General features: G+C 39.2%; 12 protein-coding genes. 6 read left to right on the forward strand and 6 right to left on the reverse strand.

Annotated features, from left to right (window positions below):
- Window positions 1-178: 178 nt before the first annotated feature.
- Window positions 179-616, reverse strand: a complete 438-nt coding sequence (gene gspG, locus H2677_RS13795) for a type II secretion system major pseudopilin GspG (RefSeq protein ID WP_004916750.1) — start codon at window positions 614-616, stop codon at window positions 179-181.
- 23 nt (window positions 617-639) lie between these two features.
- Window positions 640-1,845, reverse strand: coding sequence for a type II secretion system inner membrane protein GspF (gene gspF / locus H2677_RS13800; protein WP_004957567.1), 1,206 nt, complete (start codon window positions 1,843-1,845; stop codon window positions 640-642).
- Window positions 1,846-2,045: 200 nt separating this feature from the next.
- Between gspF and H2677_RS13805 the strand changes: the two genes are divergently transcribed.
- The 5 genes from H2677_RS13805 (at window position 2,046) to H2677_RS13825 (ending at window position 8,736) form a co-directional block, all read left to right on the forward strand.
- Entirely contained in the window at window positions 2,046-4,271 is a 2,226-nt protein-coding gene (locus tag H2677_RS13805; RefSeq protein ID WP_194598287.1) for a primosomal protein N', read from the forward strand.
- Window positions 4,272-4,305: 34 nt separating this feature from the next.
- Window positions 4,306-6,126, forward strand: coding sequence for a cation:proton antiporter domain-containing protein (locus H2677_RS13810; RefSeq protein ID WP_212638769.1), 1,821 nt, complete (start codon window positions 4,306-4,308; stop codon window positions 6,124-6,126).
- 119 nt (window positions 6,127-6,245) lie between these two features.
- A complete protein-coding gene (hslO, locus tag H2677_RS13815) occupies window positions 6,246-7,121 on the forward strand; it encodes an Hsp33 family molecular chaperone HslO (RefSeq protein WP_004957557.1) in 876 nt (291 codons plus the stop codon).
- A gap of 332 nt (window positions 7,122-7,453) precedes the next feature.
- Entirely contained in the window at window positions 7,454-8,398 is a 945-nt protein-coding gene (locus tag H2677_RS13820; protein WP_125298835.1) for a DnaJ C-terminal domain-containing protein, read from the forward strand.
- An 11-nt stretch (window positions 8,399-8,409) separates the two neighbouring features.
- Window positions 8,410-8,736, forward strand: coding sequence for a chaperone modulator CbpM (locus H2677_RS13825; RefSeq protein WP_039047671.1), 327 nt, complete (start codon window positions 8,410-8,412; stop codon window positions 8,734-8,736).
- Between the two features lie 23 nt (window positions 8,737-8,759).
- Here the strand turns inward: H2677_RS13825 and H2677_RS13830 are convergent, their stop codons facing one another.
- The 3 genes from H2677_RS13830 to rpsO form a co-directional block, all read right to left on the reverse strand.
- Complete coding sequence (locus H2677_RS13830) at window positions 8,760-9,980, reverse strand: magnesium transporter CorA family protein (RefSeq protein ID WP_039047672.1); 1,221 nt, start codon at window positions 9,978-9,980, stop codon at window positions 8,760-8,762.
- 82 nt (window positions 9,981-10,062) lie between these two features.
- On the reverse strand, window positions 10,063-12,150 hold the full coding sequence (pnp, locus tag H2677_RS13835; protein WP_171053834.1) for a polyribonucleotide nucleotidyltransferase: 2,088 nt from the start codon (window positions 12,148-12,150) through the stop codon (window positions 10,063-10,065).
- 255 nt (window positions 12,151-12,405) lie between these two features.
- Window positions 12,406-12,675 (reverse strand): 30S ribosomal protein S15, encoded by a 270-nt coding sequence (rpsO, locus tag H2677_RS13840; protein ID WP_004656162.1) that lies wholly within the window; start codon window positions 12,673-12,675, stop codon window positions 12,406-12,408.
- A gap of 236 nt (window positions 12,676-12,911) precedes the next feature.
- On the opposite strand from rpsO, the gene H2677_RS13845 reads away from it, so the two are divergent.
- Entirely contained in the window at window positions 12,912-14,210 is a 1,299-nt protein-coding gene (locus H2677_RS13845; RefSeq protein ID WP_125298837.1) for a serine hydrolase domain-containing protein, read from the forward strand.
- A gap of 674 nt (window positions 14,211-14,884) precedes the next feature.
- Here H2677_RS13845 and recD read toward each other — a convergent pair.
- Window positions 14,885-16,630, reverse strand: coding sequence for an exodeoxyribonuclease V subunit alpha (gene recD, locus H2677_RS13850; RefSeq protein ID WP_212638770.1), 1,746 nt, complete (start codon window positions 16,628-16,630; stop codon window positions 14,885-14,887).
- Between the last annotated feature and the right edge of the window lie 92 nt (window positions 16,631-16,722).

Genomic DNA, 16,722 nt, shown 5'->3' on the forward strand with positions numbered 1-16,722 from the left:
TTCTGTTTCTTGTAACTATTAAATATGGGAATAATTCTTATTATAAATCTCAAATTAGTTTGATTATATTATTATCATGTTTTTCATAAATTTATGATTATTTTATGAATTAAGAAACATTATCACTTCACTCTTGATTTATTTATTCTAAAAGTGAAGTGATCGTTTTAATTAGAATTTATGGTTGATAATAAATATCTGCATCATTACCCTCACCACCCTCTTTTCCATCTGCACCAAACGAATACAAATCAAAAGAGCGGCCTTCTCGACCTGGAATCACATATTGTAAGTCATTTTCCCAGCTGTCTTTAGGATAACCACCTTTGACATAGCCACCAGGCAACCAATTTTTTGCGGTTGCAGGTTGATTCACTAATGCATCTAAACCACCATCTTGCATCGATGGGTAACGCCCATTATCTAATTTATATTGATCTAAAGCGCCAGCAACACCTTTTAAAGTAATTTGCGTGGTATCAACTTTAGCTTTTTCGCCGCGTCCCATCACGTTTGGAACGATCAATGCAGCTAGAACACCTAAAATGACAATCACAACCATCACTTCAATTAACGTGAAGCCAGATTGCTTCATATACATTTTTTGCTTATTCATTTTCATCTCTTTCATGCAATTCATCAAATCATATTGTTCATATTAATAATTGGCAACATTACCGCAATCACGATCACCAATACAATCGCTGCCATGAAAACCAACATCAGAGGTTCTAGCAGTGCCAATAAGGTGGAAATAAAGGTCGTGACTTCTCGATCTTGCATCGTAGATGCTCGGTCCAACATACGGTCTAATTCACCTGAAGCTTCACCACTACGAATCATTTGTACCATCATTGGTGGAAAATAACCGCAACGTTCTAACTGTGTTGCCAAATTACCACCTTCTGTTACACGCTCCATTGCGACTTCAATCGAATCACGTATCACCCAATTGTTACTCACCTCTGCACCAATGCGCAAAGCCTCAACCAAAGGAACACCTGAACGTGTCAAAATTGATAAAGTGCTGGCAAACCGTGCAGCATTTATACCACGTGAAAGTTTACCAAATAGTGGCAATTTGAGTGTTAATCGGTCAAATGCATAATGCCCTGCAGTTGTTCTTAAAAACCTCGTAAACAGAATGAGAGCAATAAAACCAATGATCAACATGCCTATCCATGTTTGACGAATAAACGCACTAATTTTCATCAATAACACGGTGATCCAAGGCAATGCCTCTTTACTTTGTTCAAAGGTTTTTACGATTTCAGGAACAACATATGTCATTAATCCCATCACGATCCCAAATGACATCAACATCAGGATAATCGGATAGATCATTGCACCTTGAATTTTCTTCTGCATCGCAAAACGATTTTCAGTGTAATCAGAAAGCTGATCTAAGATCAGATCCAGATGTCCAGACCTTTCGCCAGCAGCAACTGTCGCAATATACAATTCTGGAAACCGTCCTGATTGTTGCATTGCCTGTGCCAGTGAATGTCCTTCCAAAACCTTTGATCGAACCGAAATTAAAAGATTTTGAACGTGTGACTTTTCACTCTGCTTACTCACAGCTCGCAGTGCTTCTTCCAAAGGAATGCCTGCTGCGACTAAAACAGATAACTGTCGTGTCATCAGTGCCAAATCGTAAGCACTAAAGCTTTTTCTAAACCATGATCGCTGTTGTTGCTTGTCTTTTTGCTCAACCGCATCAACAGCAATCGGTGTCCACGCTTTGTCACGCAACTGTTGACGAATTTGTCGAGCGGAATCGCCTTCCAGCACACCTTTGTGTTGCTTTCCAGCAGCATCGATTGCAGTAAATTGATAAGCAGGCATGGTTCTGTTCTAATTGTCCAAAAATAGTTGTCGTTACTGTTGCATCCATGTAAGGAATAAGGAACGATAGTTCCATTCTATATTCATCAAGATCGTAAAATTACTGTTTTGATTTGAATATTTGATACGCCTTGTGCACAGCACTTTAGCATAATTCCATGATATGACGTCATGCCATTTTACACGTGAATAAAGCCAATATGCCTACCGAAAATTCTAACGCTATTCTTTACCGTATTCGAGTTGCATTACCCGTCTATGTGTATGACACGTTTGACTATACGGTCAGTGCAGAGCAATACTTGCAAGCTCAAATAGGCGCACGTGTTTCTGTTTCATTTGGTCGCCAAAATCTGATCGGTATCATTACTGAGAAAGTTGATCCAAATGAGCCGTTTACAGGGCAATTCAAACTTAAACCGATTACAGCACTTCTTGATGAAGATGCTATCTTAGACCAACAAGTTTTAACTTTGTTGACATGGTCTGCGCAGTATTATCAATTCCCGATTGGTGAAGTGATGCAAAGTGCACTTCCTGCACTCTTAAGACAGGGTCGTGCTTTAGATATCTTATTTCACCACTGGAATATTCTCACGCATGACGATCCAGAATCTTTATTAAAACGTTCTCAAAAGCAATACGATGCCTATCAGATTCTAAAACTTCATCCACATGGTGCTACCGAAAATATTTTAAATCTTAGTGGTGTAGAAACTGCAACATTAAAAGCATTGGAAAAAAAGGGACTGATTGAATGTCAGCTTGAAGCTCATGACTTTACACCGATGCCTATACAACTTGCACAAATGCCTTTAACGCCGAACGAAGATCAAAAGCGAGCAATTCAACAAATACTCAAAGCTCAACAACGTTACCAAGCCTTTTTACTAGATGGACTTACAGGCAGTGGTAAAACCGAAGTCTATTTGCAAGTAATGCATGAGGTCCTAAAGCAAGGTAAACAAGTTTTGGTGTTGGTGCCTGAAATTGGTTTGACACCTCAAACGGTCGCACGCTTCAAATCTCGTTTTCATTGCGATGTTGCTTTACTGCACTCGGGACTTAATGATTCAAAACGTTTGCAAGCTTGGCAACATGCACAAACTGGTAAAGCATCTATCATCATTGGAACGCGTTCTGCGATTTACACCCCTTTGCCGCATCTAGGTTTGATCATCTTAGATGAAGAACACGATCTCTCTTATAAACAACAAGAGGGTTTCCGTTATCACACTCGTGATGTTGCCCTTTATCGTGGTCATTTACACAATTGCCCTGTGATTTTGGGTTCAGCTACACCAAGTATTGATAGTTATCATTTAGTGGAGTCTGGTAAATTGCATTTACTTGAACTCAATCAACGTGCTGGAACTGCGGTCTTACCGAAAATGCATGTGATTGATCTAAAAGTAGCAAAGAAGAAAAATGGCATTAGTCAAAACCTAATTGATCAAATTAAATTAACTTTAGAGCGCAAAGAACAGGTTCTTATCTTCCTAAACCGTCGAGGTTACGCTCCTGTTTTGCTATGTGAAAGTTGTGGGTGGCAAGCAAATTGCCCACATTGTGATGCACATTTTACTGTACATTCGCAGCCTTATTCTTATTTACACTGTCATCATTGCGGTACGATCAATCGCCTGCCAGATGAATGCCCTGCTTGTAAACATCAAACGTTAAAAAGCATTGGTGCTGGAACTGCAAAAGTTGAAGAACAGTTACACGAGTTATTCCCCCATCATGAAGTGATTCGGGTAGATCGTGACAGTACAAGTCGTGTGGGTAGTTGGCAAAAAATCTATGATCGAATTCAACAGAATAAACCAAGCATTTTGTTAGGCACTCAAATGCTGGCGAAGGGACATCATTTCCCACACGTCACATTAGTCGCTATTCTGGATATCGACTCAGGATTATTAAGCGTAGACCCTAGAGCACCTGAGCGCACAGCACAATTGATCATACAAGTTGCAGGACGTGCAGGACGTGGTGAACATAAAGGCAGCGTGTATTTACAAAGTTTAAGACCTGATCATCCAATGCTCACAACCTTGATTGAACAAGACTATCGTGCCGTTGCAAAACAGATGCTGAGTGAACGTAAAGTTGCGATGTTACCGCCTTATCGTTACGCTGTTTTAGTCCGTGTAGAGTCGAAAGATCGTGATTATAGTCAACAGTTTTTGATGGAAGCAGCACAAAGCTTAAGAGCTATTGCAGCAGATATTATTGAAATTTGGGGACCTATTCCTGCCCCAATGGAACGCAAAGCAGGGCGTTATCGAGCGCATATGGTGATTTTATCTGCCGACCGAGCAAAACTGCATTTTTATTTACGTCAATGGTGGCAACAAGTGGTACATTTACCTCGCCAACATCAACTCAGATTATCAATTGATGTTGATCCACAAGAGTTTAGTTGAATTCACGATAAGAATTTTAGATTCGAGGCATTAAATGTCTTTATTGATTACTGTCCTTTTTTTCCTCGTAGCAGCATTAATTTTTGCACCTATCGCAAAGCGTTATACATTCTCAACGATTTTAGGCTTTACGATTGCAGGACTTTTGTTAGGTCCTAGTGTTTTCAAACTGATTGATGATGTTGATGAAATTCAACTTTTAACCGACTTAGGCATGTTGGCTGTTTTGTTTTTCCTAGGTTTTTATTTAAAACCTAAACAACTGTGGCAACAACGTCATCGTGTCTTAAAGCTCTATGCTATGCCTTTGGCTTTGATTAGCATTGTCCTCTGTGTCGTATGCTTTCTCTTGTTGGATCAGTTGTTACTAGGCTGTCTTTTGGGGCTATCCCTGAGCTTTTCATCTGTCTTTTTAGTACAACAATTTATAGAGCAAAAAAATCAGGTTCATAGTCAATTAGGACAAAATAGTTTAACCGCAGTTCAACTACAAAGTTGTTTTGCTGTGATCCTTATTATCCTTTTTCCATTACTCGAAGATACCGCAACTACACGTCATGGTATCGCCTATTTTGCTGCAATCATTGCAACAATCTCGGGGTTATTTTTAGCAAGCCGCTATCTAGTGCGTCCAGCTTTTCATTATTTAGCGCGCCATAAAAGTCTTGAACTTCTTCCCATCCTCAGCACGCTGGTTGTACTCAGTATTTTTTTGATACTACAGATTTTAAATATTCATATCTTAATCGCTGCTTTTTTAGCAGGTCTAGTGCTCGCTGAAACTGATTTTCGTACTGAGATCGGAAACTTTATTCAACCTTTTAAACATGCGTTCATCGGACTGCTGTTTTTTGCTTTAGGATTAAACCTAACACTCAATCCCTTATTCCAAACTCCTGTTTTTATTGTCGCTGCGATCATTGGGCTTGTGGTGATTAAAGCAGGCATTATTGGAGTGACAAGCTATTTTCAACAACGCCAACTAAAACTCAGTAACCTGTCCGCTATATTGCTGGCACAAAGTGGAGAGCTGACCTTTATCTTGCTCAAAATTACTGAAAGTGAAAAAGTCATCAGTACACAAATATTACAGCCAACTCTAGTCGTGGTATTTGGGTCAATGCTTTTGACTCCACCTTTATTTTGGCTGGTGAATTCTAAAGTTTTACCTTTGATCTTTAAAAAGCCAGTTCAGCCCGACTCAGACGAAGTTGCGCAACATTCGATTCTAATTCTAGGTTTCGGGCGATTTGGGCAAATCATCGCTAGAGTATTACATGCGCAAGGTCAACACTTTAGCGTCATTGATAGCAATCAACCTGCTGCTCATTTTATAGAACAATATGGACATCGCTTTATTGATGCTGACGTGGCTCAAATCGAGAATCTTCGTATCGCTGGTATAGAACACTGTAAGCTGGCAATTTTAGTGATTGATGATGTTGAGGATAGTATGAATCTTGCACGTCACCTTCGTTTGAATTATCCAGAATTAATTTTATTTGCACGTGCTCGTGATCGACATCATGCCCACCTACTGCATCAATTAGGCGTGCAACAAATTTATCGTGAAACCTATCTCTCATCTTTAGGTATGGCGGAAGATTTGCTGATCGAAACAGGTCTATCAATTGATGAGACAAAAACTCGAATTGAAGAGTTTAAACAGCACGATCAGGTGCTTTTGAGATCGCATTACAGTACATATGATGAAGACGATCAAATAGAGCGTTACCCGAATGCACTTGCAGAACTTGAATATTTATTTGAAAACACATCTATTTCTGCAAAACATCGTTTGATGAATGAGCAAAATACACAAAGTGAAGCAAATTCTCAGCAGGAAATATCTTGAGTTTTCGTAAACTGACACCATTATTGACTGCATAACCATTCACCTTCTTATAAAGCCATAAGCGCTTTTCAAGGCAAAGCATTGCTTTGTTTTCCCCTAACGGGGTATTGGAGAAAAATATGTCTGATTTACGCCAACGCTTTTATATCGAAGACTGTCCTGTTCGTGGTGAAGTGGTTCATCTAGAAGAAACATTACAAACGATTTTGGCTCAAAGAGAATACATGCCTGCGGTTAAAAGCCTTTTAGGTGAGATGCTCAGCGCAACGGCATTACTTGCAAGCACGCTTAAAATTCGTGGGCGCATCAGCCTACAAATTCAGGCGAGCGGGACATTCAAATGGGCAATGGCGGAGTGTAATCATTTAGGTGAAGTACGTGCATTAGCTGATTACGAAGAAGATCCAAGATTTAATGAAGGTAGTGACAGTCGAACTGTTTTGGCAGCCCTCACCAACCCTGTTCTTTTTATCAATATCGAACCTGAACATGGTGAACGTTACCAAGGGATTGTACCTCTTGATCAACCGACTTTAGCAGGTTGTCTAATGCAATATTATGATTTGTCAGCGCAAATCCCAACACATATTGTACTAGCAACCAATGGAGAGCGTTCTGGTGGTCTTTTAATCCAGCTCTTACCTCGAAACGATGAGGAAGAACAAAAGCTTGTTGATGAAGATATATGGCCACGTTTGAGAATGTTAACTGAAACACTCAAATCAGAAGAACTAACAGATCTTCCAGCCAATGAGATTTTGTATCGACTATACAATGAGGAAGAGGTTCGCTTACCAGAAGTTGAACAGCTCAAATTCGGCTGTACCTGTTCAAAAGAACGTTGTGCCAATGCATTGATTCAAATTGGTGTTCATGCAGTTCATGAAACACTTGAAGCACAAAACCCAATCCAAATGGATTGCCAATTCTGTAATACACGTTATGAGTTTACAGCAGAAGAAGCTTTGGGTTTGTTCGGTGAACATTTGAGTTAATTCAGATGCAATCTTTCTGAATTAATTTCAACAAAATGTCCAATCAAATGATTGGGCATTTTTTTGCGGATTACTTTCAAGCCTCTTAGTTTGAATAGAGTTTACCCGCGATTTTAAAGATTACTTTATAGCTAATATTTCCAACGCAGATATGGTTTGATTAGTGTATTTTTCGAGAAATATTTTAATAAGAAAATATTCCAAGCCACTAATAATAAAAATAAAAAATTATCCGAATTGAATTAAAACAAGTCTTATACAATCGAATGCATTGCATTAAATTGGATTCGTTTCATAATGAAAGAAACAGATAACTATCCTAATTTAATATCATGACAAAAAATTATTATGAAGAGCTAGGTGTTTCTAGAGATGCCTCAGCAGATGAAATTAAAAAAGCCTATAGAAAACTGGCAAAAAAATATCATCCTGACATCAGTAAAGAAGCCGATGCTGAAACCAAAATGCAAGCCATCAATGTCGCATACGACACCTTGAGTCATGCAGACAAAAAAGCTGAATATGACCAAATGCTCGATCAACCTCAAGGTTTTTCAGGTTTTGGGCAAAACAATCAAAGTGGTTTTGATGGTGCACAATATTATCGACAAAGTTCAGGGGCTGGTGCTGATTTTAGTGGTTTTGAAGACATCTTCGGTCGTTTTGGTGCTGGTTTCGGGGGTGGTCAACATCGATCACAACGTCAACAACATAGTTACCGTGGTGAAGACCAACATGCACGTATTGAAATCGATTTGGAAATTGGATATCAGGGCTCAACGCAGCAAATTACATTACAAATACCGACCTACAATGTCTATGGCGAACCCGAAATTCAACGTAAAACACTTGAGGTGAAAATTCCGAAGGGAATGAAAGAAGGACAACAAATCCGTCTCAGTGGGCAAGGACAATCAGGAATCAATGGAGGAGCAAATGGCGATCTATATATCGAAATCCAATACAAAGATACCAACCGCATTCATGTCGATGGTGTAGATGTTTACCAAACTATTGACGTTACACCATGGGAAGCTGCTTTAGGTCAAAGTATTGAGGTCAATACACCTGCAGGGCAGCTAAAAGTAAATTTGCCTAAACAGGCGAAAAATGGGCAACAGCTCCGTTTAAAAGAAAAAGGGATTCCAAACAAACATCCAGGGCACCTTTATCTAATTGTGAATATTGTTTTACCAATGGCACAAACTGAACAAGAACAAAAGGCATATCAACAATTCTCAGAAGCCTTCTCATCGTTCAATCCACGTGCTTCATAAGGAGTAAGATCATGACAACAATTCAATACAAAGAAATTCAATATGACGGTCACTGCCAAGTTGAAATCATTGATGAACAATTGGCTCTTGATCTTGAGCACTTCGCTGAAGCGTGTGGTCAAAGTACCGATTGGGTTTTAAAACTGATTGATTATGATATTTTACAAATCAAAGTCGATCCACTAAGCTATAAATTCATCGGCGAAGATGTGGCTCGTGCTCGTCGTGCCTATCGCCTGCAACGAGATTTCGATGCTAGTCTCTCAGCTGTGGCGGTAATGTTGGATTTAATTGATGAAGTTCAACAATTAAGAAGACAACTCAAACATTTCCACTGAGTAAAATACACAGACCAAATTCATCATTTTAATTTGGTCATTTTCTCAACTTCCTTCAGTGTTTGTTTGATTGGCTCATAATCTAAGAACCAAAGCAGATTAATATTTCGCTGCTTGTTTTGTTGTGCGAGCAAATCAATCACACTACGTTCACCACGACCAACCAAATGTTGCTGATAAAAGTAATAAAGTAGCAAGACTGTACTCAGCAACATCACACCTAACATAATCCAAAAACCTACGGGTGATTTGAGACCAGGAATAAACTCAAAGTTCATTCCATAGATTCCCGTAAGTAAAGTTAATGGTGCAAAAACTGCCGTGATAATTGCCAGTATTCGCATATTCTCGTTAGTTTGGTTCGCAATCGCAGAAAAATGTAGATCAATTGCAGATTGAACGGCATTGCGAAGCCTCAAAGTATGCTTTTGCACGCGTTCGACATGACTCATCAAATCATTTAAACGAACTAACAGAATATCTTGAGTTTTGTGCTTATGTTCTCCAACCACATGATGATAATTATCTACAAGCTCATCCCGAAACTCTTGTAAAGTTTCAATTTGCTCTTCACATAGATTTTCAATCTGCTGAAATGCCATATCTTCATGAAACAACTGATGCCATTGTTTAAATCGACGATTTCCTTGCAATAACTGTTGCTGCCAATATTCAACACGTCGTGTTAATGGGGTTCTTAGATTTAGATAACCATCAATCATACTGTTTAATAAACGAAGTGATAAATCAGCAGGTGTACTTGGTAATTTACGTGGTTTGTTCTGTTCAGCTATGGGTTTTTCCATAATCATCTGAATACGTTGGATATAACTCTCTACCGCTTTATTGCCCTGCTCTCTAAGACTAATCAAAATATGAGGCGTTAAAATAAAACTGATAGGTGTTGTTGCCAAACCAAAAACGCTTTCATGAGATTCAGATGCTTCATTTTCATAAATTTGGTCATCTGGCGTGATTAACTTACGAAAAACTAGAAGATCATATTCTTCAACAGTATCAAAAGCACACGGATGTTCGATATTTAATAAATCTCGCATATGAAATTCATTGAGCACCACACCAGTATGCTCATAAATGTTCTTTTGCCACATCTCGTTATGATTCACTAAATCTTGTCTTAAACTATCGACCCATAAAAACTCTAGATGATGTTCTGCTTGTTCTTCTGCACTAATAAAAATCGTATTTTCACTGTTATGTCGATAAAAATAATAAAGCTGCATAACTCTAATGTTCAGATAAAATTTTAAAAGATGATGCCATAAAAAAGTCCGCATTTAGCGGACTTTTTGTATATTGAGAAGCTTACGCTTGTTCAATATCTTTCATTGTTAACTTGATACGACCACGGTTATCAACATCCGCAACCTGTACTTTCACATCTTGACCTTCTTTCAATACATCAGTCACGTTTGCAATACGCTCATTTGAGATTTGCGAAATGTGAAGTAAACCATCAGTACCTGGCATGATGTTTACAAACGCACCAAACTCAACGATACGGATTACTTTACCGTCATAGATCTTACCTGGTTCAACTTCAGCAGTAAGTGCTTGGATTTTTGCAATCGCAGCACGAGCAGCAGCTTTAGTTTCACCAAATACACGAACTGTACCATTGTCTTCGATATCAATCGCAGCTTTAGTCTCTTCTGTAATGGCACGAATCGTTGCGCCACCTTTACCAATGACATCACGAATCTTGTCTGGGTTAATGCTGATCACTTCAAAAGTAGGAGCATGCATTGAAATTTCAGGACGAGCACGTGAAATCACTTTGTTCATTTCATTAAGGATGTGCATACGACCAGCAAATGCTTGGTTTAACGCAACTTCCATAATTTCTTCAGTGATCCCTTCAATCTTAATGTCCATTTGAAGCGCAGTAATACCGTTTGCTGAACCTGCTACTTTAAAGTCCATATCACCAAGATGATCTTCATCACCTAAGATGTCAGAAAGAACTGCGAAACGCTCACCTTCTTTCACTAAGCCCATTGCAATACCAGCAACTGGTGCTTTAAGTGGAACACCTGCATCCATAAGTGATAATGAAGCACCACATACTGAAGCCATAGAAGATGAACCGTTTGATTCAGTAATATCAGATACGATACGAATCACGTACGGGAAACGATCAGCAGCAGGAAGAACAGCTTGAACACCACGACGTGCTAAACGACCATGACCGATTTCACGACGTTTAGGGCCTGATTCACGACCAGTCTCACCTACAGAGTATGCAGGGAAGTTATAGTGCAACATGAAGTTGTCAGTCTTAGTACCAGCAAGGGTATCAACCATCAATGCATCACGAGTATTACCCAAAGTTGTTGTTACCAACGCCTGAGTTTCACCACGTGTAAATAATGCAGAACCGTGAGCACGATCTAATACACCGACTTGAACATCGATCGCACGAACAGTTTTAGTATCACGACCATCAATACGTGGCTTACCTGACAAGATGTTGTCACGTACTGTACGATATTTAAGATCTTCAAATAATTCATTTACTTCATCAGCGATACCAGTTTCGTCATTTTCAGGAACGAACTGTGCAACAGCTTCAGCATACAATGCATCTAGTGCTGTATAACGATCTTGTTTAACTGCAATCGTATAAGCTTCAGAAATTTTTGCTTCGAAAGCTTCTTTCAATTTTGCACGAAGCTCTTCATTTTTAACTGGGGCAACCCAAGTTGATTCAACTGCGCCAGCGGCAGCAGCAAATTCTTTAATGGCTTGAATTGCAATTTGCATTTCGTCATGACCGAAAAGTACAGCACCCAACATTTGGTCTTCTGAAAGTTCTTTCGCTTCAGACTCAACCATTAATACTGCTGATTCTGTACCCGCAACAACTAAATCAAGATCAGATTGTGCAAGTTGTTCAAAGTTCGGGTTTAAAACGTATTCGCCATTGATCAAACCAACACGAGCACCACCGATTGGACCACGGAAAGGTGTACCAGCGATTGATAATGCAGCTGATGTACCTAGCATAGCGGCAATATCAGCATCCATCGTCTTATCAGAAGAAACAACAGTCGCTGTTACTTGGATTTCGTTGAAATAACCTTCTGGGAATAACGGACGAATTGGACGGTCGATTAGACGTGAAATCAAAGTTTCAGCTTCAGATGCACGACCTTCACGTTTACCGTAACCACCTGGAATACGACCCGCTGCATATTGTTTTTCTTGATAGTTAACAGTCAACGGGAAAAAATCTTGACCTGCTTTTGCTTTAGGTTGCGCAACAACCGCAACTAAAACAGTTACACCACCCATAGTGACTAAAACTGTATTTGCTTGACGTGCAACGCGACCCGTTTCTAAAACAACTTGGTGTTGACCAAATTGGAATTCTTTACGAACTATATTAAACATAGACATGTATTGTATTTTCCTAATTTTATTCTAGTGAGACCCCTAAGGTTTGGCATTCAGACCACAACTGCTGTGTAGATAAATGACAAAGCTTAGAAGCCATCGCACTAGATCAAATATTTAAAAAAGTTAAACGCAAAGAAGGAGCGAACAAGCGCCCCTTCTTAAAATCACCTAAAATAAATTAGATGAAACTCTCTTTTCAGCGATAAAGCATAACAACATGCGAAATAGCGAAAACAAAGTAAAATCGAATTAACGACGTAAACCTAATGCGCCGATCAAAGCAACATAACGACCGTGATCTTTACCGTTTAAGTAATCAAGTAATTTACGACGTTGGTTAACCATACGAATCAAACCACGACGGCTGTGGTGGTCATGTTTGTGCTCTTTAAAGTGACCTTGCAAATCATTGATTTGAGCAGTCAACAAAGCAACTTGTACTTCTGGTGAACCAGTGTCATTTTCAGCACGAGCAAATTTAGCGATGATCTCTGCGCGATCAGTATTAGTTAAAGCCATTCGATTTCTCCGAGATGCTTAAAAGTTAAATGATAATGATCAGTTGCAAGCAACCGACTGCCGTGCATCACTACAGCAAGGCGCTATTTTAAGTGATCTATCGTTATATTGCAAAAATGTTTTATGTTTACTGGCAATTCGGCAGCTGACAGCGTTGAACAAAAACGGCACACTAGGATGAATCTGTTTTCAATTTATAACAGAAGTGAAAGAAAACGAAAAAATGCGAGGGAATCGTGAAAATTTTATCTACCAATACCTGTTATGTTCCAAAAGACCTGAATCAAGTGATTCGCTCCAAAGATGAGGTCGCAGCTGAATTGGGTGGGATGACGGAACGTCAAATCCAAAAAATTTGGAATAGTGTCGAACAACTTTATAAAACAGGTAATTACCCGCTTGTAACCTTATGCTTACGCCGTAATGGACAGATTCTACTCAACCGAAGTGTTGGCTATGCACGGGGAAATGCTCCAGAAGGTTTAGCTGCTGATGCGCAAATCGGAACACCAGATACTCCAATTTGTTTATTTTCAGCATCGAAAATGGTCACAGCGATGCTCATCCATATGTTAGATGAGCGTGGTGATCTAAATTTACTAGATCCAATCAGCTACTATATCCCTGAATATGGTGTCAACGGAAAGCGTCGTGCCACCATTTTTCATTTACTTTCTCACCGTGGTGGAATCCCTCGTATTGATCAAGAAGTTACTCCAGAACTTCTGTTCAACCAAGATGAAGTTTTAAAGTTACTTTGTGCTGCTAAACCCGTTTCACCATCAGGTACTCACCTCGCCTATCATGCAGTTACCGCAGGTTATATCTTGGGTGAAATCGTTAAACGTGTAACAGGACAAAATGTTCGTGACTTTTTGGCTGAACAAATTGAAAAACCAATGGGGCTTAACTATTTTAACTACGGTCTCAAACCAGAATATCGTGCCGATGCGGCATTAAACTATGCCACAGGAATCCATCCAAGTTTAGGGACGGATCACTATCTACACCACGTATTAGGTGGTGGACTACAACTTGCAGTTGATGTGACCAATGACACCCGTTTTATGGATACCATCTGTCCAGCGGGAAATATTTACACCAGTGCTGAACAAGCAGGACGTTTCTTTGAAATGTTGTTGAGTGGTGGTGAATATCAAGGCAAACAAATTATGTCGCCACAAACGGTATTCCGTTCAACCCTGCCAACTTCTGGGGTTAGCTTAGATCGTACCTTATTAGCCCCTATGCGCTATGCGTTAGGACCTATGCTTGGAAGCAATCCAATTGGCTTATTTGGTCCAATGACTGGACAAGCATTTGGGCATATCGGGTTCTCGAATATTTTATGTTGGGCTGACCCAGAGCGCGACATCAGTGTTTCTCTACTCACAACGGGCAAATCAGTCGTCGGAACTCATTTACCAGCATTAGCCAAAACCCTCTATCAAATCTCAACCAACTGTCCAAAAATTCCAAAGAATCAGCGACGCTCATTGTTTGCAACTGATCGTACTGAAAATGATAACGTTTAATCTGATGCGTTCAGGCATAAAAAAGCCCAAGTTAGACTTGGGCTTCTGCGCGTAATTATAGTTATCACTATTCTTCTAATTTTCTTTTCTTGTTTTGCTACATTCAACCCTCTGAACGTATGAGCACATCATTTTCTTGGTGTACTGTGCAGTTATTAGAGCTTGTTCCTTTTTATGCTTACTATTCTCTCAGAATCAATTGTGGAGAAAAATAGCATTTTTCTTATCTCTGTGTAAGCAAAAACGTACAGGTCTGTATAACATTTAACTTAATAATACAAATTTGTTGTCCTACAATCATTTTTTTAGATTAAATAATAATCTAAATTTTAAAATGACTCAGAGTGAATATTAACGTGTCACAAGTTAAACAAACTAAATTGCAATTTGATGAAATCAGATAAAGAAAATCAAGAAAATAAAAAAGCCCTGTAGTCTCTCCCAAAACTACAAGGCTTAGCGGCTGTAAGTTTCCTCTTTTATCACTTACTTCACAGTAAGTTCGCTGTCATACCGACTTTATTATTATCTTTGTGCGATTTACCTAGCATTCCTTGCTAGGCTGTTTGTGGTTATATAATCTCAAAAACACGTATTTAGCTCTAGCGACAATATCTCGAATCTGTGTAAGCTTTTGCTTACAAAAACCCTCATTTTAAAGAATAATTTCACAATCACTCTAAATTAATCTTTTGAACTAAACCACTACGACGAACTGTTCGAATCGTAAGGGCTGCTCGTAATGATTTCTGTGTCGCTAAAATACTCACGACTTTTTTCGCTCTTGTAATTGCTGTATAGATCAATTCCTGACTCAACAATTTTTCTGCATATGCATCTAAGACAATTGCAGTATGAGAGAATTCAGAACCTTGAGATTTGTGAATGGTCAATGCAAATGCTGTTTGCATATTACGCGGTAGTCGATGTGCTGCAATCCACTTATTTAAACTCGGAAAGTACACTTCAAATTGTTGTGCTTGGCTTCGATGTTTAAAACAAATCCCAATATCACCATTTGAAATCCCTAACTGATAGTCGTTATAGGTCATCATCACAGGGCGTCCAACATACCATTCTGCAACTGCAATTTGTTTAAGCTGCTGATTCACCCAACGTTCAGCATAGCGATTGAGTTGTTCGATCCCCAAAGCACCATGTTTCACTGCTGCTAAAATTCGATAATCATCAAAGACCTGAATAACCTGTTGAATATATGATTCTGGTTGGTCGGCTTCTATATAGTTTTTTAATACGTCGACATAATCTTGAAAGCCATACATTAGTTTTTGTTGATACTGCTCAGCATCTATATCCTGTTGCTCAGGTAAATATTCCAACTGAATAAAATCAGGCATTTCTTTACTGAGTTCAATCTGCTGAAGTAAAGCAGGCTTTACAATTTCACTTTCAAGTTTAGATAAGACTAAATGAGAGTCAGCAGAAGCCGATTGTGCTTGAATAAAACGAGCTAACTGACCAATTTTGGCTTCATCAGAAAAACGGCGACTATTTTTTAGCTCTACTCGATTATCTGCCAAGCCTTTCACCTGCTGTAAATCTGCTAAAACAGCCCCCACATCGACGGATGCTAATTGATTGGCATCTCCCAATAAAATAATTCGACATGACTCAGGAACCGCTTCAAATAATGCGGTCGCAAGACTCAAATCTAACATCGACGCCTCGTCCACTACGATGACATCATAAGGTAATGGTTGTTTGAGATTGAAGCGTGGAACTTGTCGATTCCCCATTCCTAACAATCGATGCAGTGTTTGGGTACTTTGTTGTCGTAGGTTATCTGTTACTAGTCCAGACTCAAGCAGCTTGGGATCCTTAAATGAGTTTTGCAATGCTTCTTGCATACGTTGCGCTGCCTTACCAGTAGGTGCAGCCATGGCAATCCGAATATCAGGGATTGTTTGATTTAATGCAGCAATAATGCGTGCCAAAGTATAGGTTTTACCTGTACCTGGTCCTCCTGTAATAATGCTGAGCCATTGTTGCAGCACCATACTTAAAGCTTTCTGCTGAAATTCATCACTCAATAAATGTTGATAAACAGAAATATCAATCTCTGGTACCATTTGTCGCTTTAATCGACAAATCTGATGAGCGAGGCGTTGTTCTAATTGCCAATATCGGTATAATGCCAAGCCCTGCTGATCATAGACGCATGGAGCAACCTGAGTCATTGCGATTTCACTGGAAACCGCTAAATCACCTAATGCTTCAAACTGTATTGCTTCAAAATCAATACAACTGTCGCCTTGTAAACTGGCTTCCATCAATTGCTCTAATATTATCGCAGCATTCGATGGTTGAGCAGATTGAGAGAACGGTGCTTGAGAAAGATAGTGACTCCACACATTCAACCACTGGTTTTGTTCTGGTTGCTGACTAATTCTTTTGTCCACAGAGTTATCCTCAAACTTACCCACACGCTTGTCCACAAGGTTATAAACAGACTTATTCACAAGATAAGCTTTTGTTTAATTTAAAATTACAC

Source organism: Acinetobacter junii (assembly GCF_018336855.1).
GTDB classification, from domain to species: Bacteria; Pseudomonadota; Gammaproteobacteria; order Pseudomonadales; family Moraxellaceae; genus Acinetobacter; species Acinetobacter junii.